This is a genomic window from Gimesia sp., from assembly GCF_048260065.1.
Classification (GTDB): domain Bacteria; phylum Planctomycetota; class Planctomycetia; order Planctomycetales; family Planctomycetaceae; genus Gimesia.
The window spans coordinates 608,481-625,122 of record NZ_JBLXHC010000001.1 but is presented as its reverse complement, the minus strand read 5'-3'; the positions used below and the strand labels follow the sequence as shown (position 1 = coordinate 625,122).

At 47.6% G+C, this 16,642-nt stretch carries 12 protein-coding genes; 5 read left to right on the top strand and 7 right to left on the bottom strand.

Annotation, left to right across the window (positions count from 1 at the left end):
• The 3 genes from ACN0YN_RS02205 to ACN0YN_RS02195 are packed head-to-tail and all read left to right on the top strand — an operon-like array spanning position 1 to position 2,650.
• Positions 1 to 1,083 carry an FkbM family methyltransferase gene (locus tag ACN0YN_RS02205; protein ID WP_417383343.1) on the top strand — a complete coding sequence of 361 codons (1,083 nt, stop codon included), beginning with the start codon at positions 1 to 3 and terminating at the stop codon, positions 1,081 to 1,083.
• Positions 1,073 to 2,257, top strand: coding sequence for an ATP-grasp domain-containing protein (locus ACN0YN_RS02200; RefSeq protein ID WP_417383342.1), 1,185 nt, complete (start codon positions 1,073 to 1,075; stop codon positions 2,255 to 2,257). Before ACN0YN_RS02205 ends, ACN0YN_RS02200 begins: the two co-directional genes overlap by 11 nt.
• A gap of 30 nt (positions 2,258 to 2,287) precedes the next feature.
• Positions 2,288 to 2,650 (top strand): EamA family transporter, encoded by a 363-nt coding sequence (locus tag ACN0YN_RS02195; RefSeq protein ID WP_417383341.1) that lies wholly within the window; start codon positions 2,288 to 2,290, stop codon positions 2,648 to 2,650.
• 119 nt (positions 2,651 to 2,769) lie between these two features.
• Here ACN0YN_RS02195 and ACN0YN_RS02190 read toward each other — a convergent pair whose 3' ends face one another.
• The 5 genes from ACN0YN_RS02190 to ACN0YN_RS02170 all read right to left on the bottom strand — a co-directional run bounded on the left by ACN0YN_RS02190 (position 2,770) and on the right by ACN0YN_RS02170 (position 8,793).
• Entirely contained in the window at positions 2,770 to 3,837 is a 1,068-nt protein-coding gene (locus tag ACN0YN_RS02190) for an SPASM domain-containing protein (protein ID WP_417383340.1), read from the bottom strand.
• 583 nt (positions 3,838 to 4,420) lie between these two features.
• Positions 4,421 to 4,753: a carboxypeptidase regulatory-like domain-containing protein gene (locus ACN0YN_RS02185; protein ID WP_417383339.1), complete on the bottom strand. Its 333-nt coding sequence runs from the start codon at positions 4,751 to 4,753 to the stop codon at positions 4,421 to 4,423.
• 212 nt (positions 4,754 to 4,965) lie between these two features.
• A complete protein-coding gene (locus tag ACN0YN_RS02180) occupies positions 4,966 to 5,910 on the bottom strand; it encodes a DUF1559 domain-containing protein (protein WP_417383338.1) in 945 nt (314 codons plus the stop codon).
• A gap of 413 nt (positions 5,911 to 6,323) precedes the next feature.
• Positions 6,324 to 7,385, bottom strand: a complete 1,062-nt coding sequence (locus ACN0YN_RS02175; RefSeq protein WP_417383337.1) for a hypothetical protein — start codon at positions 7,383 to 7,385, stop codon at positions 6,324 to 6,326.
• Position 7,386: 1 nt separating this feature from the next.
• Positions 7,387 to 8,793, bottom strand: a complete 1,407-nt coding sequence (locus ACN0YN_RS02170) for an SBBP repeat-containing protein (RefSeq protein ID WP_417383336.1) — start codon at positions 8,791 to 8,793, stop codon at positions 7,387 to 7,389.
• Positions 8,794 to 9,015: 222 nt separating this feature from the next.
• Between ACN0YN_RS02170 and ACN0YN_RS02165 the strand changes: the two genes are divergently transcribed.
• Together ACN0YN_RS02165 and ACN0YN_RS02160 are read left to right on the top strand one after the other, a co-directional pair.
• Positions 9,016 to 12,531 carry a PSD1 and planctomycete cytochrome C domain-containing protein gene (locus ACN0YN_RS02165; protein ID WP_417383335.1) on the top strand — a complete coding sequence of 1,172 codons (3,516 nt, stop codon included), beginning with the start codon at positions 9,016 to 9,018 and terminating at the stop codon, positions 12,529 to 12,531.
• A gap of 42 nt (positions 12,532 to 12,573) precedes the next feature.
• Entirely contained in the window at positions 12,574 to 14,052 is a 1,479-nt protein-coding gene (locus ACN0YN_RS02160; RefSeq protein ID WP_417383334.1) for a DUF1501 domain-containing protein, read from the top strand.
• A gap of 13 nt (positions 14,053 to 14,065) precedes the next feature.
• Here ACN0YN_RS02160 and ACN0YN_RS02155 read toward each other — a convergent pair whose 3' ends face one another.
• Complete coding sequence (locus ACN0YN_RS02155; RefSeq protein ID WP_417383333.1) at positions 14,066 to 15,679, bottom strand: N,N-dimethylformamidase beta subunit family domain-containing protein; 1,614 nt, start codon at positions 15,677 to 15,679, stop codon at positions 14,066 to 14,068.
• Between the two features lie 68 nt (positions 15,680 to 15,747).
• Positions 15,748 to 16,638 (bottom strand): acetamidase/formamidase family protein, encoded by an 891-nt coding sequence (locus ACN0YN_RS02150; RefSeq protein ID WP_417383332.1) that lies wholly within the window; start codon positions 16,636 to 16,638, stop codon positions 15,748 to 15,750.
• Positions 16,639 to 16,642: the final 4 nt, after the last annotated feature.

Here is a 16,642-nt window from a genome sequence, read left to right as displayed (position 1 = left end):
GTGAAACATTTTAAACAGATAGATCATAATATCATTACTCTCTGTAAGAATTTTGTTGACGGTAATCATCCCAGATATATCCTGGGGCGCAATCAATGGGCAAGAAGTGTTGCAGAGCAAATTGAAGTAGATGGCTTCATTGATGAATTCACAGAAGATCAGTTTTTTTTAGGAAAACCGATCATTCATTTAAATTTGATTCCTGGAAATGCTATTGTGCTTTCGACAATAGTGGGAATTCTACCAATAACAGTAAAACATAAACTGGACAGCAGAAACATTCATAACATCGATTATTTTGCATTCCGAAAGTACTCGGGACTTGATTTGGAACCTGTCCTATTCTGGGATGAATTCTTAGATGAATTCAAACAAAACCGAGAAAAGTTTGATTGGATTTATAGCCTTTTAGTCGATCAGCGATCAAGAATTGAATTTTCGAATCTGATCAATTTTCGCTTGTCAAGCAACCTATCCTACATGGAGGATTTTGCTGACATTCAATATCGACAATATTTTGAAGACTTTCTGCAATTACAACCGGAACAGGAAACATTTCTTGACGTGGGCTGCTTTGATGGGAAGACCAGCTTGGAATTCATCAAACAGTGTCCCGAATATGCTGGAATTCATGTTTTTGAACCTGAACCAGAAAACATGATTCAGTCAAAACAAAATCTTGCTGGACTCCCTAATATAACTTTCCACGATTCTGGATTATCCAATCAGACAGATACATTACGTTTTTCTGTTGAAGGTTCTTCCTCAAAGGTGAGTGACAAAGGAGAACTCCTCATTAAAGTGGATCGTCTCGATAATCTGATAAATACTTCATTCACATTTTTAAAAATGGACATAGAGGGCCAGGAATTAAGTGCGATTGAAGGGGCAAAAGAGAGTATCATCAAGTACCATCCCAGACTGGCAATCTGTGTTTATCACCGTCCTGATGACTTTTGGAAGATCCCTCAGAAGATTCTGTCTTTTCGTTCTGACTATCAGGTCTACTTAAGACACTATACTGAAGGTGTCACTGAAACAGTCATGTTTTTTATTCCCGGTGAGTCTACCAATGTCAGTTAAAAGAAAACTGCTCATTGCAGGGGGAGGCTATGCTGAAATTCCGCTGATCCTGGCAGCACAAAAAATGGGATTTCACGTAATTACCAGTGGAAATCGCGCAGACGATTTGGGACATCGATATTCGGACGAGTGCTGCTTGCAGGACTTTTCTGATAAAGAAGCCATGCTGCAACTGGCTGAATCTCGAAAGATCGACGCCATCTGTGCTTCCTGTAATGATTTTTCTGCAATCACTGCTGCTTACATTGCGCAACAACTGAATTTACCGGGACATGATTCTTATGAAACTTCGCTACTGATCCATCATAAAGATCGCTATCGCGCTTTTGCCATTGAGAATGATATACCTTCACCACGTGCGAAAGGATTTGATTCCATCAACGCTGCAATGGCACAACTCTCTGAATTCGATTTTCCGGTAATAGTCAAGCCAGTCGATCTCACGGGTGGTAAGGGAATATCCAGAATTGATCACATTGAAGATGCTATGCCTGTTCTGGAATCAGCTTTTGAAATTTCTCGTGCAAAAAGAATTGTGGTTGAGGAATTTATTGAAGGGACTCGACATGGATTTTCGACTTTTCTGAGAGATGGACGAGTTGTATTCTTCTTTAATGATAACGAACACTATTTTCTCAACCCTTATCTGGTTTCAGCAGCATCCACTCCTGCAAACGTTCCAGAGAACACCTCTTCAATCCTGTGTGCCACTGCAGAAAGAATTGCTTCTCTGCTGAATCTCAAAACGGGGATTTTCCATATTCAATATATATTGCAACGCGATAAACCAGTTATCATCGAAATATGCCGCCGTGCACCGGGAGATCTCTATATTCAATTCGTTAAACATGCTACGGGTATTGACTATCCCGCATATATAGTTCGCGCTGCATCCGGTATGGAATGTAACGATTTAAAACCAGTTGAAACCAGTGGCTATTATACTCGCCACTGTATCATGCCATACCAGAATGGAATTATTAAAAATGTTACTGTCAGTCCGGAAATAGACCACCATATCATTGACCAGATGTTATGGTGGAAGCCAGGAGAGCAAATCGATAATCATCTCATTCAGAAACAGGGAATCGTATTCCTGCGCTTTAACACGCTGGATGAAATGCTCAGCATAACCGATAAACTACCCGAGTTAATACACGTTGAGATGGAGTGAATCCGTCCTTTAAATACTTGAAAAGAAACAATGAACTATTTTCTGATATTCGGAACAATTCTCTTCACGGTTTATGGACAGCTTATCCTGAAATGGAGGATAGGAAAATATGGTGACCTGCCTGTTATTTTCACAGACCGTATCTGGTTTTTGTTAGGTTTGCTGCTGGACTATTATATCATAAGTGGATTTATCGCAGCATTCATAGCATCATTATTCTGGATGGCTGCCATGACGAGATTACCTCTCAGCTACGCTTATCCATTTATGAGCCTGGCTTTTGTACTGGTGATGTTTCTCAGCGCATTGTTATTCAAAGAACCAATTACCTTAGCCAAAAGCATTGGGCTAACTTTAATCGTAGTTGGAATCATTGTTGCCAGTCGGGGATGAGCAAGAAGCTCTTCATGCAACTACTGCTAGTACACGGTATATCGAAAAGAACTATAATGATTAATCTTACTGATCGGGAAGTTTAATCTTAGATAGAACAATTTTTAATTGATAATACGTTAATCAAGTATCTTAAGCTCTACTTTATCCGACCCTGATTTTTTAGTGGGGCACTTGGGACAGTTTTTGCACATATCTGGAGGGTTTTCACTTGTGAGTGCTTTCCTGAACTGCCGATATTTTTCTCCATTCCAAATACTCTCAAAAGACTCTTCGAGAATATTTCCAAAATTGAATTTTCTAGGATCTGATTTATAGCAACATGGTACCACATATCCATTCCATGTCACATAGGGCCATATCCATGGGTAGACGCAAGGATCCGTATCATTGTCTGCATACCTGAATTCGACGTTCTTTGCTCGTGCATATTCCGACGTGGTCTTAATGTTTTCAGAGGATTCTCCCAATGCTTGTAGTGAATCATGTGCAAAATCCGAATTGAGTATGCGTGCTGATACTCGATCCGCTCCGATTTCAGCTGCCAGGTCAACTACACTATTGAGTTCATTCCGATTTTTACCTTGAAGCGTAATATTTAAATCGATAAATGGCAGTTTACCAACTTTCCGTCTACTTATAAGGTCTTTGAGTGATGAGACTACCTTTTCGTATTTAGCTCCTACGCGAATGCTCTCAAATGTTTCTTTTGTTGCACCATCCATGGAAAACGAAATATGATCTAACCCACTTTGAATGATTGCTTCATTGTTGAGGACAGTTCCATTCGAAATAGTGTGCACATAGGAGATTCCTTTTTCTTTGGCATACTCAATCATGCGAAAGATGTCCTTATTAAGAAAAGGTTCTCCTAATCCGGTCAAAAGCAGACCAGTTTGGACATGATGAGACCCCATAAGATAATTGAATTGATCAAGTATCTCTTTAAACACGTTAAAAGACATCGTGCCAAGATTTAAGTCAGAGGCATGCGTTCTATCACATGTCGTACATCTCAGATTGCATGCAGTCGTTGGTTCAATATGCAAAGAAATTGGTGCATTCTTCACAACAGCAGGTTTAAGTGCTGCACTGCTGCAAGCTCTGAGATAGTTAGCGGATAGCAGGGGGCTTTTTAGTAAATTTCTAGATAAAAGTCCTGCGATTGGTAACAATTTCTTCATCATCGTGCCCCTGCCGCTACATTCTGAGATACGCACAAGGCACCCATGTGCCCCACTCCCCCTATTCAACCATCTCATCCTATGTACTATTCTTCATCAAGTCAAGAAAAAAACAGACACAGCCAACACGTGTACACTTTACATGGATAGTAAAAAATAATGAACCCTATTTTGATAGAGTTATTGTCTGATTTTGCAGACTAGGAGAATTGTGAGGTGCATATTGCAAATGCATTCACATTGACAGCTGTAGAATTAAAAATTCTGATCAAGTAATCACTTTGGTGGCCCCCGTCATCTCGACTCGTACCGTGGGCCAAGATGGCTCTAGGGCATCTCAACTTCGCGACAATGAATAATTGCAGGTGAACCAGACGAACTGTCGGTATGTTGAGAAATCGATTTGCCGAGAAAAGCATAGTGGGGTTTGAAGCAGACTGACAAAAGGCGAAGGAAATTTGTTATTCAATGTAACCTTTTTCGTTTCATAGATCTGATCTTTTCCTTAATACAAGATCACAAACTTCTAGCATTCCTCATTGATTAAGAAACGGAGAAAAGGTCACATGCAACTCAGGCACACTGTTCACTTACTCTTCAACTCAAAGTTGATCGTATTCGGGCCATCTTTTGTAACAGTCGCTTTGAGAGTCGTGTTCTCATTGTACTTTTTCGGTAACATCTCAGGGCCTGCTACTTCCGCGCCCCCCTCGGTCTTACTGATGCGAACCATGTGGTCGCCAAGGATCGCTCCTGCTGTATTATTGTTATACATCAGCGAGTATTTTCCTTCTTCATCAGTTGCTGCAGTGGAAGCACGAGACTGTTTTTTTTCCTGAGCCCCCTGGGGATAAAAATCAATGATTGCATCCGGCAAAGGATTTCCATCCAGGGTTACCTGCCCTGTGACTTCAGCCAAATCAGGTAAGTCATTACTTTTTCCGGAACATCCCGACAGGATGCACAACAGCATGAGCAGACAAAGAGCTCGTGTCACAACAGGTAATTGAAAATGAATTGAGGGCATGAGATTAACTTTCGGCGCTGAAACGAATTGTCAAACGCACCGACGTAATAACGTGGTGCGTTTGACAGAAATAATCAGATTGTTATCAGGTCAACAGGGAGAACTTAAAACTCTGGTAGAATTTCTCCACCTTTGATGGAAACCAAAGCCTGGACGACTGCGATGCGGTCCACGTTTTCACTTAAGAAACGAACTCCGCCATCGGCCATCAGCATCTGGCAACCGCCTTCATGGTGGCTTCCGGCTCCCCAGGCATAAGGTTTGTCATAGCCTGGATGGTTCTTATTAATACCATAGGAAACGGGAAGCAAGACATTCGTATGGCGGTATGAATTCCAGAAAGGACCATACGATGCACTGGTCAGTAACATGGAAGCTTCCATGATCATCATGGTGTTACTGGTGCCATCTTTGATATCAGAGATTTTAGCAGAACCATTGAACCCCAGTGTTCCCTTCAGAGAACTACTGTTATTGCCATAGGAAGTCAACAGGCTGTACTCTGTCGTGTAGCCTACATGTCCATAGCTCGATTTCTGATAATCACCGTATTTCGTGGGATTGGGATCGGAAGGACAGAGAAAGACTGGAAAGTTATTCTTGGCAACCGTCAGTTGTCCTGAGCCGGCAAATGTCGGTCCTACGGAACCACAATAAGCGCCATCAGAGCGTGCAACATGAGTGGAAGTTGACAGCTTGAAGTCATATTGATTGTAGAGATTTGCCAGGTCCAGATAGGGTAACAGCAGCTGATAAAATGAATGGTTCATTAACAGTGGAGATGAACCGGCTGGCATATCCAGTACACGTTCGCAGTAACAGCTCCCTGGTGCAATCGCTGCGGGAGGAAATACACGATGGGCATCATGATAATTGTGTAAGGCAAGACCAATCTGCTTCAGATTGTTCTTACAGGTGCTGCGACGGGCCGCTTCCCTCGCCTGCTGGACAGCGGGCAATAACAAAGCAATTAAGATCGCAATAATCGCGATCACTACCAAAAGCTCAATCAGTGTGAAACCTCGGTTTCGTCTTTCTCGAGAGTGCATAAGGACCAGACTCCATTGAACGGTAAAAGATAAATATGAAAATACCATGAAGAGAAAGAGGCATTTTGAATCATCCCTGACTGAGTCGAATGAATGAAATGACTGCAGCGGAATCCTGATAGGTAAAACTACAACTTCCTCTGTATCGTACATTCGCAAATCATGCACCAATGAAGTAATTTTTTTCAGGTTCGTTTAAGCAATATTTTTGAGTAACCAAAAAGCCTGAAAATCAGGGCGAAACTGTAGATTCAGACGCAGCAATCATCCTATTTGAATCCAGTGTTCACCATGTGAATACAAAAACGACAGGAAAGCCTGCATGGAATTTAGGCAGAACCTGCTGAAGTACGGGTCGTTGCTGAATTTTTTGATTACTGAAAATACAAGCGAAAAAGGTAGACAGCGGTAAGTCAGGGGTTATCTGCTGCCTTTGCCCGAATGAGATGTAGATACGGCTGCGCTTCAGGCCAGGACCGGACTAAAGCCAGTTTAGAGGCGGGAACTTCAATTGATGTGAAGTATTCGATCGAAATCTGATTATCAAACTTTCCTTCCAGATAGCCAAAGGGAATATTCTCAGCATCCTGCTCTTTCGTTCCGTTTTTTACGCGCGGGGGAATAAACAGATTCCAGAACTTTTGAGGGTTTTCTTCTGTCAGCAATGCGGCGAATCGCTGTCTGACTTTCTCACTGGCTGGGGAATTGTCCAGATTACGATAGACCAGAATCGCCTGAAAGGCCAGCATTTGATTCCAGTATTTTTCAGTGACAACATAATGTGAAAAATGCAGCCGGTCATTAAATCCCAGATGCAGAGGATTATAAGGAGAGTCTGGTAGTGACTTTCCTGCCGCCAGCATGTCCTGCATCTTTCGCGCATCTTTATGCTGAATCGCATACATGAAATGCATCCCACTGAAGGGAGTCGCCCACCCACGCTCCCGTACGGAATCCTTCAAATGGATCACCACATCGCCGTAACGGGGTGAACCATTCGGCGGCCCGACACTCGCAAAAACGGCATCAAACGCACCATACAGCAGATTCTCTACCGCGGGAGTCGTATGCGATAGATCATCCTTTGCAACTTCCTCTTCCACCAGTAGTGAGACCAGCGCCTTCTGCTTGAGGACATCTCGCAGATTTTCGAAATGCAGTCGATTCACAATCGGCGCTGGTTTGTCTTCAATGACTTTTAACAGTTTTTGTTCTTCCGCCGTCAAGGGAGACAGGAATAGCTCAAATTCCGCCATCGTACAACGGGAACTGATCTCCAGCCATTTCTGTAGCTTGGCTGCATCCAGATCCCGGTGAAAAGGCAGCACATTGATTGCCATCCGACGGGTTGCAGCCAGAGGTTGTCCGGCCTGACGCGCTGGTTTGACTTCGGGTTCCTGGATGGCATCTTGTGCCTCGCTCTCAATACAGATAGAGAAAAACACAATACATGCCAACAGAATTCGATCACTCATATTACTGGCTCATTTTGATCAGAAAAATGTCATTACTGCCCTGGCTTTTCAACTCGTATTTCTGATATTGAGTTGTTGGTGAAAACGCTCCCGAGACAAAGCAGTTTTGATCCTTATCGACAGCGATCGCATAGCTTAAATCACTCTTGTCTCCCCCCAGTATTTCCAGCCAGTCTGGTTTTCCGTCGGGAGCAAAACGGGCAATGAACAGATCCCGACCTCCCAGATTCGTATGGTGTTTTCCCAGGAAATGCACGTCTTCAGAAAACTCTCCTGTAATATAACAGTTTCCCGCCTGGTCTGCAGCAATTCCCAGCCCATAATCGATTTTCTCACCTCCCCCGGTATAGGCCCAGGCTGGCGAACCATCTGCATTGATCCGCGCGACGAAGATGTCATGCGCCCCCTTACTCGTCATCACGGTTTTACCAAAGGTTGCCTTATTCTTAAACATCCCCGTGAGATAACAGTTGCCCTGTTGATCGACGGCGACTCCGGTACTCAATCCATTGGCCTGACCGCCTGAGTTGGCAGACCAGATCAGTTTTCCTGCTGGTGACAGTTTCGCCAGGAAAATATCCTGTACGTTGGTGTCAGTTCCTACCTGTTGACCATCGAGTTCCAGCAGACCGGTAATGTAACCGCAGACATAACAGTTACCACTGGTATCAACGGCAATCTGATGACCACTCTGGCTCCGGCCGTTGCCTGCCAGCTGGCTCCAGATCAGCATGCCATCTGAATCATAACGGGCAACAAACAGTGATCTCCCCTTTTTGTTCCCTGTTTGCGCAGTCCCGAAAGTCACATCACCGGCAAAAGAACCCGCTACATAACAGTCACCTTCCGGTGTTACCGCAATTCCATGTCCGTAGTCATAACCTGTTCCACCAGCACTCTCGGCCCAGAGCAGCTTCCCCTGCGGATCATATTTGGCAATGAAGTAGTCGTAGTCCCCTTTATTTTCCAGCGTTTTGTCACCGATCTGAAATGTGGGACTCTGAAAGTGTCCTGTGACATAAGAATTTCCAGCCTTGTCAACGGCTACACCGTAACCCCGGTCAATGTCTTTGCCCCCCGCCGTCTGGATCCAGAGCAGTTTGCCCGCGGGATCATATTTCGCGAGCACAAAGTCCATCCCCCCTTTACTGGTTACAGTCTGATCGGCAAATTGTGCGGTCTCTGTAAATTCGCCCGTCACATAACAGTTGCCTTCCTGGTCAACGGTGATGCCACGAATTTTGTCGTGCTTCTTTCCCCCTGCCTGCTGAACCCAGAGGATCTCACGCTGAGGTGAAGCCGCCTGTTTTTCACCGGAAAAAGCGTGATTGGTGAGAGAAACGGGCCCTGTCAGGCTCAATAGAAATAACAACAGAAGCAGGTGTGGCCGGGAAGTGATCGACTTCATAACAGACTTTCTTTGAAACAGTGCATCCAGACAAATCAGAGACGGTGAGCTTATCATGACAATAATTTGCCGCCAGATATAGAATCAGACGGGCAATATTATTTTCTTAGCATATTTAACAATCTAGCATAAACCGCCTTGTGACAACAGGAAAGAGAATTTATTCTAAACATAAGTGACTCGTGATATGTAATCTGTTGATACAGAAAGTGGAGTCGAAGTATGCGAAACTCAGCAACAGTCTTTACCCTGCTACTGCTGACAATCTTCCAGAACCCGCTTTTCGCAGAATCATCCCCCGCAGAAATCGATTACCAGAAACAGATCAAACCACTCCTGAAGTCACACTGCTTTGCCTGCCATGGGAGTTTGAAGCAGGAATCTTCGCTGAGGCTGGATGCCGGCATTTTGATTCTCAAAGGGGGTGAGATCGGCCCCGCTGTCGTCAAAGGCAAACCACACGAAAGCCTGCTGTACCAGGTTTTGACTCCGGATGCGGATATTCAGATGCCCCCTGAAGGACAGGGACGACCGCTCAAACCAGACGAAGTCCAATTAATTGAAAACTGGATCGCCCAGGGTGCAAAGTTTCCTGCCAATGATTCGCCGGAAGCCGATCCTGCGAAACACTGGGCCTTTCAACCGATTACCCGACCCGATGTCCCAGCGGTTAAAACGAACTCAACAAACCCGATTGATGCCTTTATTGCCGCACGACTGTCACAGGCAAAAGTGATTCCGCAGTCACGTGCCGACAAAGCAACTCTGTTGCGGCGAGTCTATCTCGACCTGATCGGACTCCCCCCGACTCCTGCCGAACTGGATGCGTATCTCAGTGATACGCGACCGGACGCCTGGAACCGGGTGATCGAAGATCTGCTTGCACGCCCCCAATACGGTGAACGCTGGGGACGCCACTGGATGGATGTCTGGCGTTACAGTGACTGGTATGGACGTCGCGGTGCAAAAGATATGACCAACAGTTACTCATTGATCTGGCGCTGGCGCGACTGGATTATCCGATCGATCAACGAGGACAAAGGTTATGACCGCATGATCCTCGAAATGCTGGCAGCGGATGAGATTGCTCCCAATGATCGTGAGAATCTGGTAGCCACCGGTTTCATTGTGCGTAACTTTTATCGCTGGAATTACCACACCTGGCTGAAAGACAATGTCGAACATACAGGCAAAGCTTTTCTCGGATTAACCATGAACTGCTGCGAGTGCCACGACCACAAGTACGATCCGATCACGCAAAATGAATACTTTGCCTTCCGCTCCTTTTTTGAACCGATTGATCTCCGCCACGATCGCGTTCCCGGCGAAGCCGATCCGGGTATCTTTCCCGATTACAAACTCAGTGTCCGCAATGGTCCCGTTCGCACGGGCATGGTTCGCATCTATGACAGGCACCTGGATGCAAAAGCAAAGTTTTACACGGGTGGTCTGGAACAGAATGTCGTCAAAGATCAGCCACCAGTAGAAGCCTCTGCCATCGCCTTTCTGCGCGGAGACAAGCTTGACTTTAAACCGGTTCAACTCCCCCCCACCACCTGGTACCCGGGCTTGAAACCGTTTGTCATTCAGGAAGAGACTCAGAAACGAGAGACAGCTTACCAGAGTGCACTTAAAAACTGGGAACAGCAGAAAACAGAGTTGGAAGAGGAACTCAAACAACAGGACTCTGCTCTGGCCAATATGCTGGCAGCCAGACCAGGAAATCCAGCTGCTATTGAAAACGATCCGGCTCAACCAGCATCTTCCGCGAGTAACCAGCAGTCTTTGCAACTCAACGCCGAGCAAGGTCGCCGGACACTCTCATATGAAATCAAGGACTGGAAGACCTTTGATTCCGAGATACAGATTCGTTTTCAACTACGGATTCTGAAAGATGCCCATGTCAATTTCCAATTGTCAAATGATTTAACGGGGGGCAGGACCAATCTGTATGTCGCGTTTGAAGCAGGTAAATTCTTAGCCTATATCCCGGGCACAACAAATCCGACAACTGTCGGTTCCTACAAAACTGATTCCACCGGGTCGGAATTTCATATCACACTCCAACTCAAACCAGATCAGGACATTGCCCTGTTCTCGATCCAGGGAGGCAATAACAATGAGAAGATTCTCAATGAAACACCGATTGCCTTGAATGGCTGGAATCCGGCGGTCCAGGCAAACCGGGGGCTGTTCCTCGATGCACATCAGGGAACGATTGCCGAGTTTGATCAACTTGTATTTATAAACCAGAGTCAACAGGAACTGCTGCGTTTCGATTTTGAGTTCCCCGTTTATCAGTCAGGCGAAGATCTCCCTGGAATTGCCAACTGGCAACTGACACGATTCAGTACCGGCACTGCCACTTCACAGGTCGTTCTCAAAACTCCACTGACGGAAGCAGATCAAAAGTGGCGGCAACAGGTCAAAGCCAGTCAGTTGAAACGGGATTTAACCCGGGTTCTTCAGAACGATTTACAGCTGAAACTCAAGGCGGCTGAAGATGAGAAAATTGAGTACGCCGCCCGGGTCCGCGCTGCGACCGCCCGCTACATCGAAAAATCTACTCAGGCAGAATCGCTGGAGCAAGCCGCCTACCAGGCTGAATGGCAGGCGAAGCTGAGCCGGGCGCATTCCAATCTGAAATCAGCAGAGCTCGCCTTACTGCAGGCGAAATCGCTGCCGGATTCCGACCAGGAACGTGCCAAGAAACTGACAGCCGCGCAAACGCTGGTCACCCAGAGCCGGACGCAACTGACGTCTGCTCAAAACCCAGTCGAAGCGTCATCAACTCAATACACGGCCCTCAGTCGGATTTTTCCTGAACAGAGCACTGGCAAGCGGACTGCACTCGCTCGCTGGATTACCAGTCGCGATAACCCTTTGACCGCGCGGGTTGCCGTGAATCACATCTGGATGAGGCACTTTGGTAAGCCTCTGGTTAAATCAGTCTACAATTTCGGTCGCAGTGGAGCAGAACCATCACATCCTGAATTAATCAACTGGTTGGCAGCCGAGTTCATGGACCAGAAGTGGAGCATCAAACACCTGCATCGCGTCATACTCACCAGTGAAACTTACCAGCGCAGCTCAAAAGGCGTACCGGCTGATCACCAGAATCTCACACATGATCGGGACAACCTTCTGCTCTGGAAATTTCCGACCAACCGCATGGAGGCAGAAGTCGTACGGGACAGTATCTATTATCTTGCCGGCGATCTTGATCCCACCATGTACGGCCAGGAACTCGAACAGGACCAGGGACTGATCACGAACCGTCGCAGTCTGTACTATTCGCATCACGGCGAAGCCAAAATGGAATTCCTGGAACTGTTTGACGGCGCCAGCGCAACAGACTGTTATCAACGGACTGAAACCGTCATGCCACAACAGGCCCTGGCGTTAACCAACAGCACGCTGGCCGTACAAAAAGGGCGCATGATCGCAGAACAACTCTGGTCCCAGACCGCTTCCACCTCTACGACTGACCAGAAACAAAAAGAGTTCATCAACGGCGCATTCAAACTCATTTTATCCCGCGCTGCCAGTACACGAGAACAGGCTGTCGCGACTGCATTTCTGTTACGTCAGCAAACCCTGTATCCACCAGAAAAGTCAAATACGAAATCATCAGATAAGCGAGATTACTCGCAACCGGCAGATTCCCCGGCAGCCCGGGCACGTGAAAGTCTGGTACACGCGTTATTAAGCCATAATGATTTTGTCACGATCCGTTAATTTCCAGTACGGTCTGCATCCGCAGACAACAGGAATCGTTTTATGAAACATTCAGTACATTCAATCACGCCTCAATGCAGTCAGATTCAGCGTCGCACTTTTCTGTCGGACCTGGGTTTTGGAGTCACCGGCATGGCATTGAGCAGCCTGCTTGGACAGGAAACGCGTGCTGAAGACAGTTCCGCCCCCACTGCGGGTCCTCACTTTACTCCCAAAGCAAAATCGGTGATCTGGGTGTTCCTGTCTGGTGGCTACAGTCAGATGGAAACATTCGACCCCAAACCGGAACTGAATAAATACGCCGGCAAAACATTTTCCGACACGATCTATCCCGACCCCTTCAAAGACCCGCGTTACCAGGCACGCGCCCGCTCGGTGGTGCAGGTCAAACGCGAACATTCCCAGATCATGCCGATGCAGATTGGTTTCCGGAAACACGGTGAATCAGGAATTGAAATCACGGACTGGTGGCCTCACCTGGCGACCTGCGTCGACGACATCTCCTTTGTGCGATCGATGTACACAACAGACAACGATCATGCCGCGGAGTTTCAGATTCATCATGGACGCCACAAACTGGATCAGAAAGAACCGGTCGTCGGTTCCTGGCTCAGTTATGGTCTGGGAAGTCTGAATCAGAATCTACCTGAATACGTGTTTCTCGGTTCCTACACCGATACGCGTGTGAAAGAAAACTTCAACCCGGATTATCTTGGTCCCAAGTATATGGGAGTGGAACTCTCGCTCGATCCGAAAAACCCGCTCCCTTTTGGCACCCGTCCGGATTCTATTCTGAAACAGGAACAGGCAAACCAGTATCAACTCATTAACGAACTCAATCAACTGGCAGCGGTTGAATATCCGACTGATGAAAAACTGCGGGCCCGCATCAATTCTTATGAACTCGCATTCCGCATGCAGAATTCTGTTCCCGAAGCATTGGAACTGACTGAAGAGACACAGGAAACACAGCAGCTGTACGGCATTGACGATAAAGAAACCTCTGTTTACGGACGGCGATTACTGGCGGCTCGACGCCTGGCAGAACGAGGCGTGCGATTTACCCAGGTTTATCTGAGCGGGTACGGCGAATGGGATTCGCATCAGAACCTCAAGGAAAATCATACCCGTTCCTGCAAACGCGTAGACAAACCGATTGCGGGACTCCTGAAAGACCTTAAACGGCGGGGCATGTGGGAAGACACTGTGGTCGTCTTCTGCACCGAATTTGGACGAACGCCAGCGGTGGAATCACGCGGAAATACCAAAATGCCCAGTGGCCGGGACCACCATCCCCATGGTTTCACGGTCTGGTTTGCCGGGGCAGGCATCAAACAGGGCTACGTGCACGGTGCCACCGATGAACTGGGCTTTCATGCGGTCGAATCCCCCCACTACGTCACCGACATTCATGCCACCCTGTATCACCTGCTCGGACTTGATCCGCATCGGCTGGACATCCCTGGTCGCAAACGACTGGAAATTGATCATGGTACTCCGATTCTGGATATCATCACCTGATCAGTCACACCGTTCAGCTGGTAAACCGATCAATCACATTGCGGGAGATTTTCGAAATATCCTCATCAACCAGCATCGAAGTGATCCAGCAGATCGAACCGACTGAAAAGACTTCTCCCCCTGATGCCGTCTGATAATGCACCATATCCGCGCCCCCCTCATCGGGATTTGTCCCTTGTGCCAGCAACCGCACGTTCTTCGGAGAACTGGGTGAGATCTTGTCAGTTTCATGCCCCGAAGCACCGCCAGGAATTCGCATGTGCTGACTCTCTGTTCCAAACAGATCGTCATTTTTCAATTTCGTTCCCTGAAAACACCAGTGCTGCTCATCAACGACGCGATAAGGTGCCCCTGTCATGATGCCCGCGAAGGAAAAGACGACCCCCAGCAGATTCGCTTCGGATTCCTGTCGCGCGTGATAGCGGCTCTCATACTTTGATTCCTTTTCTGGAATCGGTGGGTCCATCGCCACTCCGCACCAGCTGGTGCAGTCGGTATTGTGATAGACAATGCGTTCCTCATCCAGAAACTCCACTTCACAATTCAGACCGTTCCCGCCCAGATAGATCAAGCGACCTCCCGATTCGAACACCCAGGATTTCAATCGCTCGTACATCTGCTTTGACCAGTATTCGGGGTGCGAGCTGAGAATCAGAACCTGATATTGATCCAGGGGAAGTTGATCGAAATGAAACTGTGTCTCGCTGTAATAATCGTAGTCAAGTCCCTGCTCTTCCATCCATCCCAGCAGCCGCCATTCGGAATGCAGCATACCACACCCCATGCGGCTGTAAATGGGATCGCGGAGCTGTTCATCCAGATCAATGTGCAGGTAAGGCTGTGGACGTTCGAGTGACAAGGGTGGATATTCCTCTACATAATAAGCACCGAAAGAAGGTTTCAGATACCGGCGTAATTCCTGCCGACTGTTGACGACTGGCGTGGCTGGCAGCCCTTCGGGATTCAGATAGTTGCTGCGCCCACCAAAATTATTATAAGCGTTCCAGGTTAAATCGCTGGCAAGAATCGCGATCTTTGCCTTTGGCGTACGGGGCGCGACAACCCAGGGAAAGGTAAACTGCTGACCGGACTGATTACTGAGATGGAACATATACAGTCCCGATCTGTCAGGCGCTGAGACAGTCTGTCTCTGGGTGACAGTACGGTAACCGACATTATTCCAGTCCACACCGTTTTGAGTGTAATCCCCGTCCGGCGTGATCTGTAAGTTCGCCAGCGGTGCATGATCATCAAAAGTGCCAATCCGGCGGATATACTCTTTTTCTTTGCCATAACGCCAGAGTTCGAGCTGATACTCTGAAGTTGAATGCACGCGAAACTCCGAAGCGTCTCCGCTCTGCACACAGCGCGGCCAGGCAAAGCCATACAGCTTCGTTGAAAGCAATCGAAAATGGTGAACCTGTCCCTGCTCTACTTTGAGCTGTACCCGTTTGGCGCAATAATCCCGATGCTGCAGGACGACTTCGTACTCTCCAGGAGCAAGATCCGCAATGACCGCTCCCGATGCAGTGGAACGGGTACTGACAAACTGGCCTTCCGACTGAAATTCCACAGCCACGTCAAATAACGCGCGATAATCTTCGTCGCTGACATATCCGATTAACATCAGTTGTTCCTGCGTGTCTTTTACAAGTGTGATGCGAGGCGTCTTAAATTCGAATGTAAAACAGTCCCTCAGGAAGGATGCGCCACATACTCCCTGGCAATTTTGACTGCTAATCCGCCCCCTTCATAGTAGCCCATCGAAATCTCAGCGACATGGGTCAGCAGATCATAGGCGCGCCAGCGGTTCCAGCCATATTCGGCTTCCATCCACAGGATCATTTGTGCGAAGGCATCGGCAGTCGCCCGCTCCATCGGCGTGCCACTGGAAACAGTGATCAGCTCCGACGGTGATTCAATCCGGGGACCGGAAATGGTTTTCTGTTTGATCAGCTCAATCGTCAGTGTCGTCTGGGCGGCCATCTCCAGTCCGGTCGCAGACAGTTCTCCCTGTCCCATCGCGGCGTGCGCATCTCCCAGATACAGCAGCGCTCCAGGGACAAACACGGGAAGATAGAGAGTGTTTCCCTCTGTAACTTCCCTGATATCCATATTGCCACCGTGCGGTCCAGCCGGCATCGTGCTGGGCATCCCATAAGCAGGCGTTGTGCCGATACAGCCCAGCATAGGCTGAAAGGGAATTTTGATCTCGTCACTCCAGTAGACGTAGCCGTCACGAATCGGACAGACATGCGCACCGTCGGGAACGTCAGTCCCCAGCCACTGACAGAGTTGTTTCGGATTGCCGGTATAAGTCGCACACTGCCCATCCCGGGATTCAATCGCTTCGATTTTGATCGCCAGCGTATCGCCCGGCTCTGCCTGATTAATGAAAATCGGACCGGTCAGCGGATTACTGAAGGGGACTTTTGATTTATCACGCAGGTCTCCTGCTTTGCGAATCTGACCGGATAACGCATCTTCTGATTCCACCCGGATCGTTTCACCCGATTCGATGCAGATCCGAGGCTCCTGAAAGCGATTGAATTCATAATTGAGAGAACCCAGGGGTACCTGTTGCATTAGA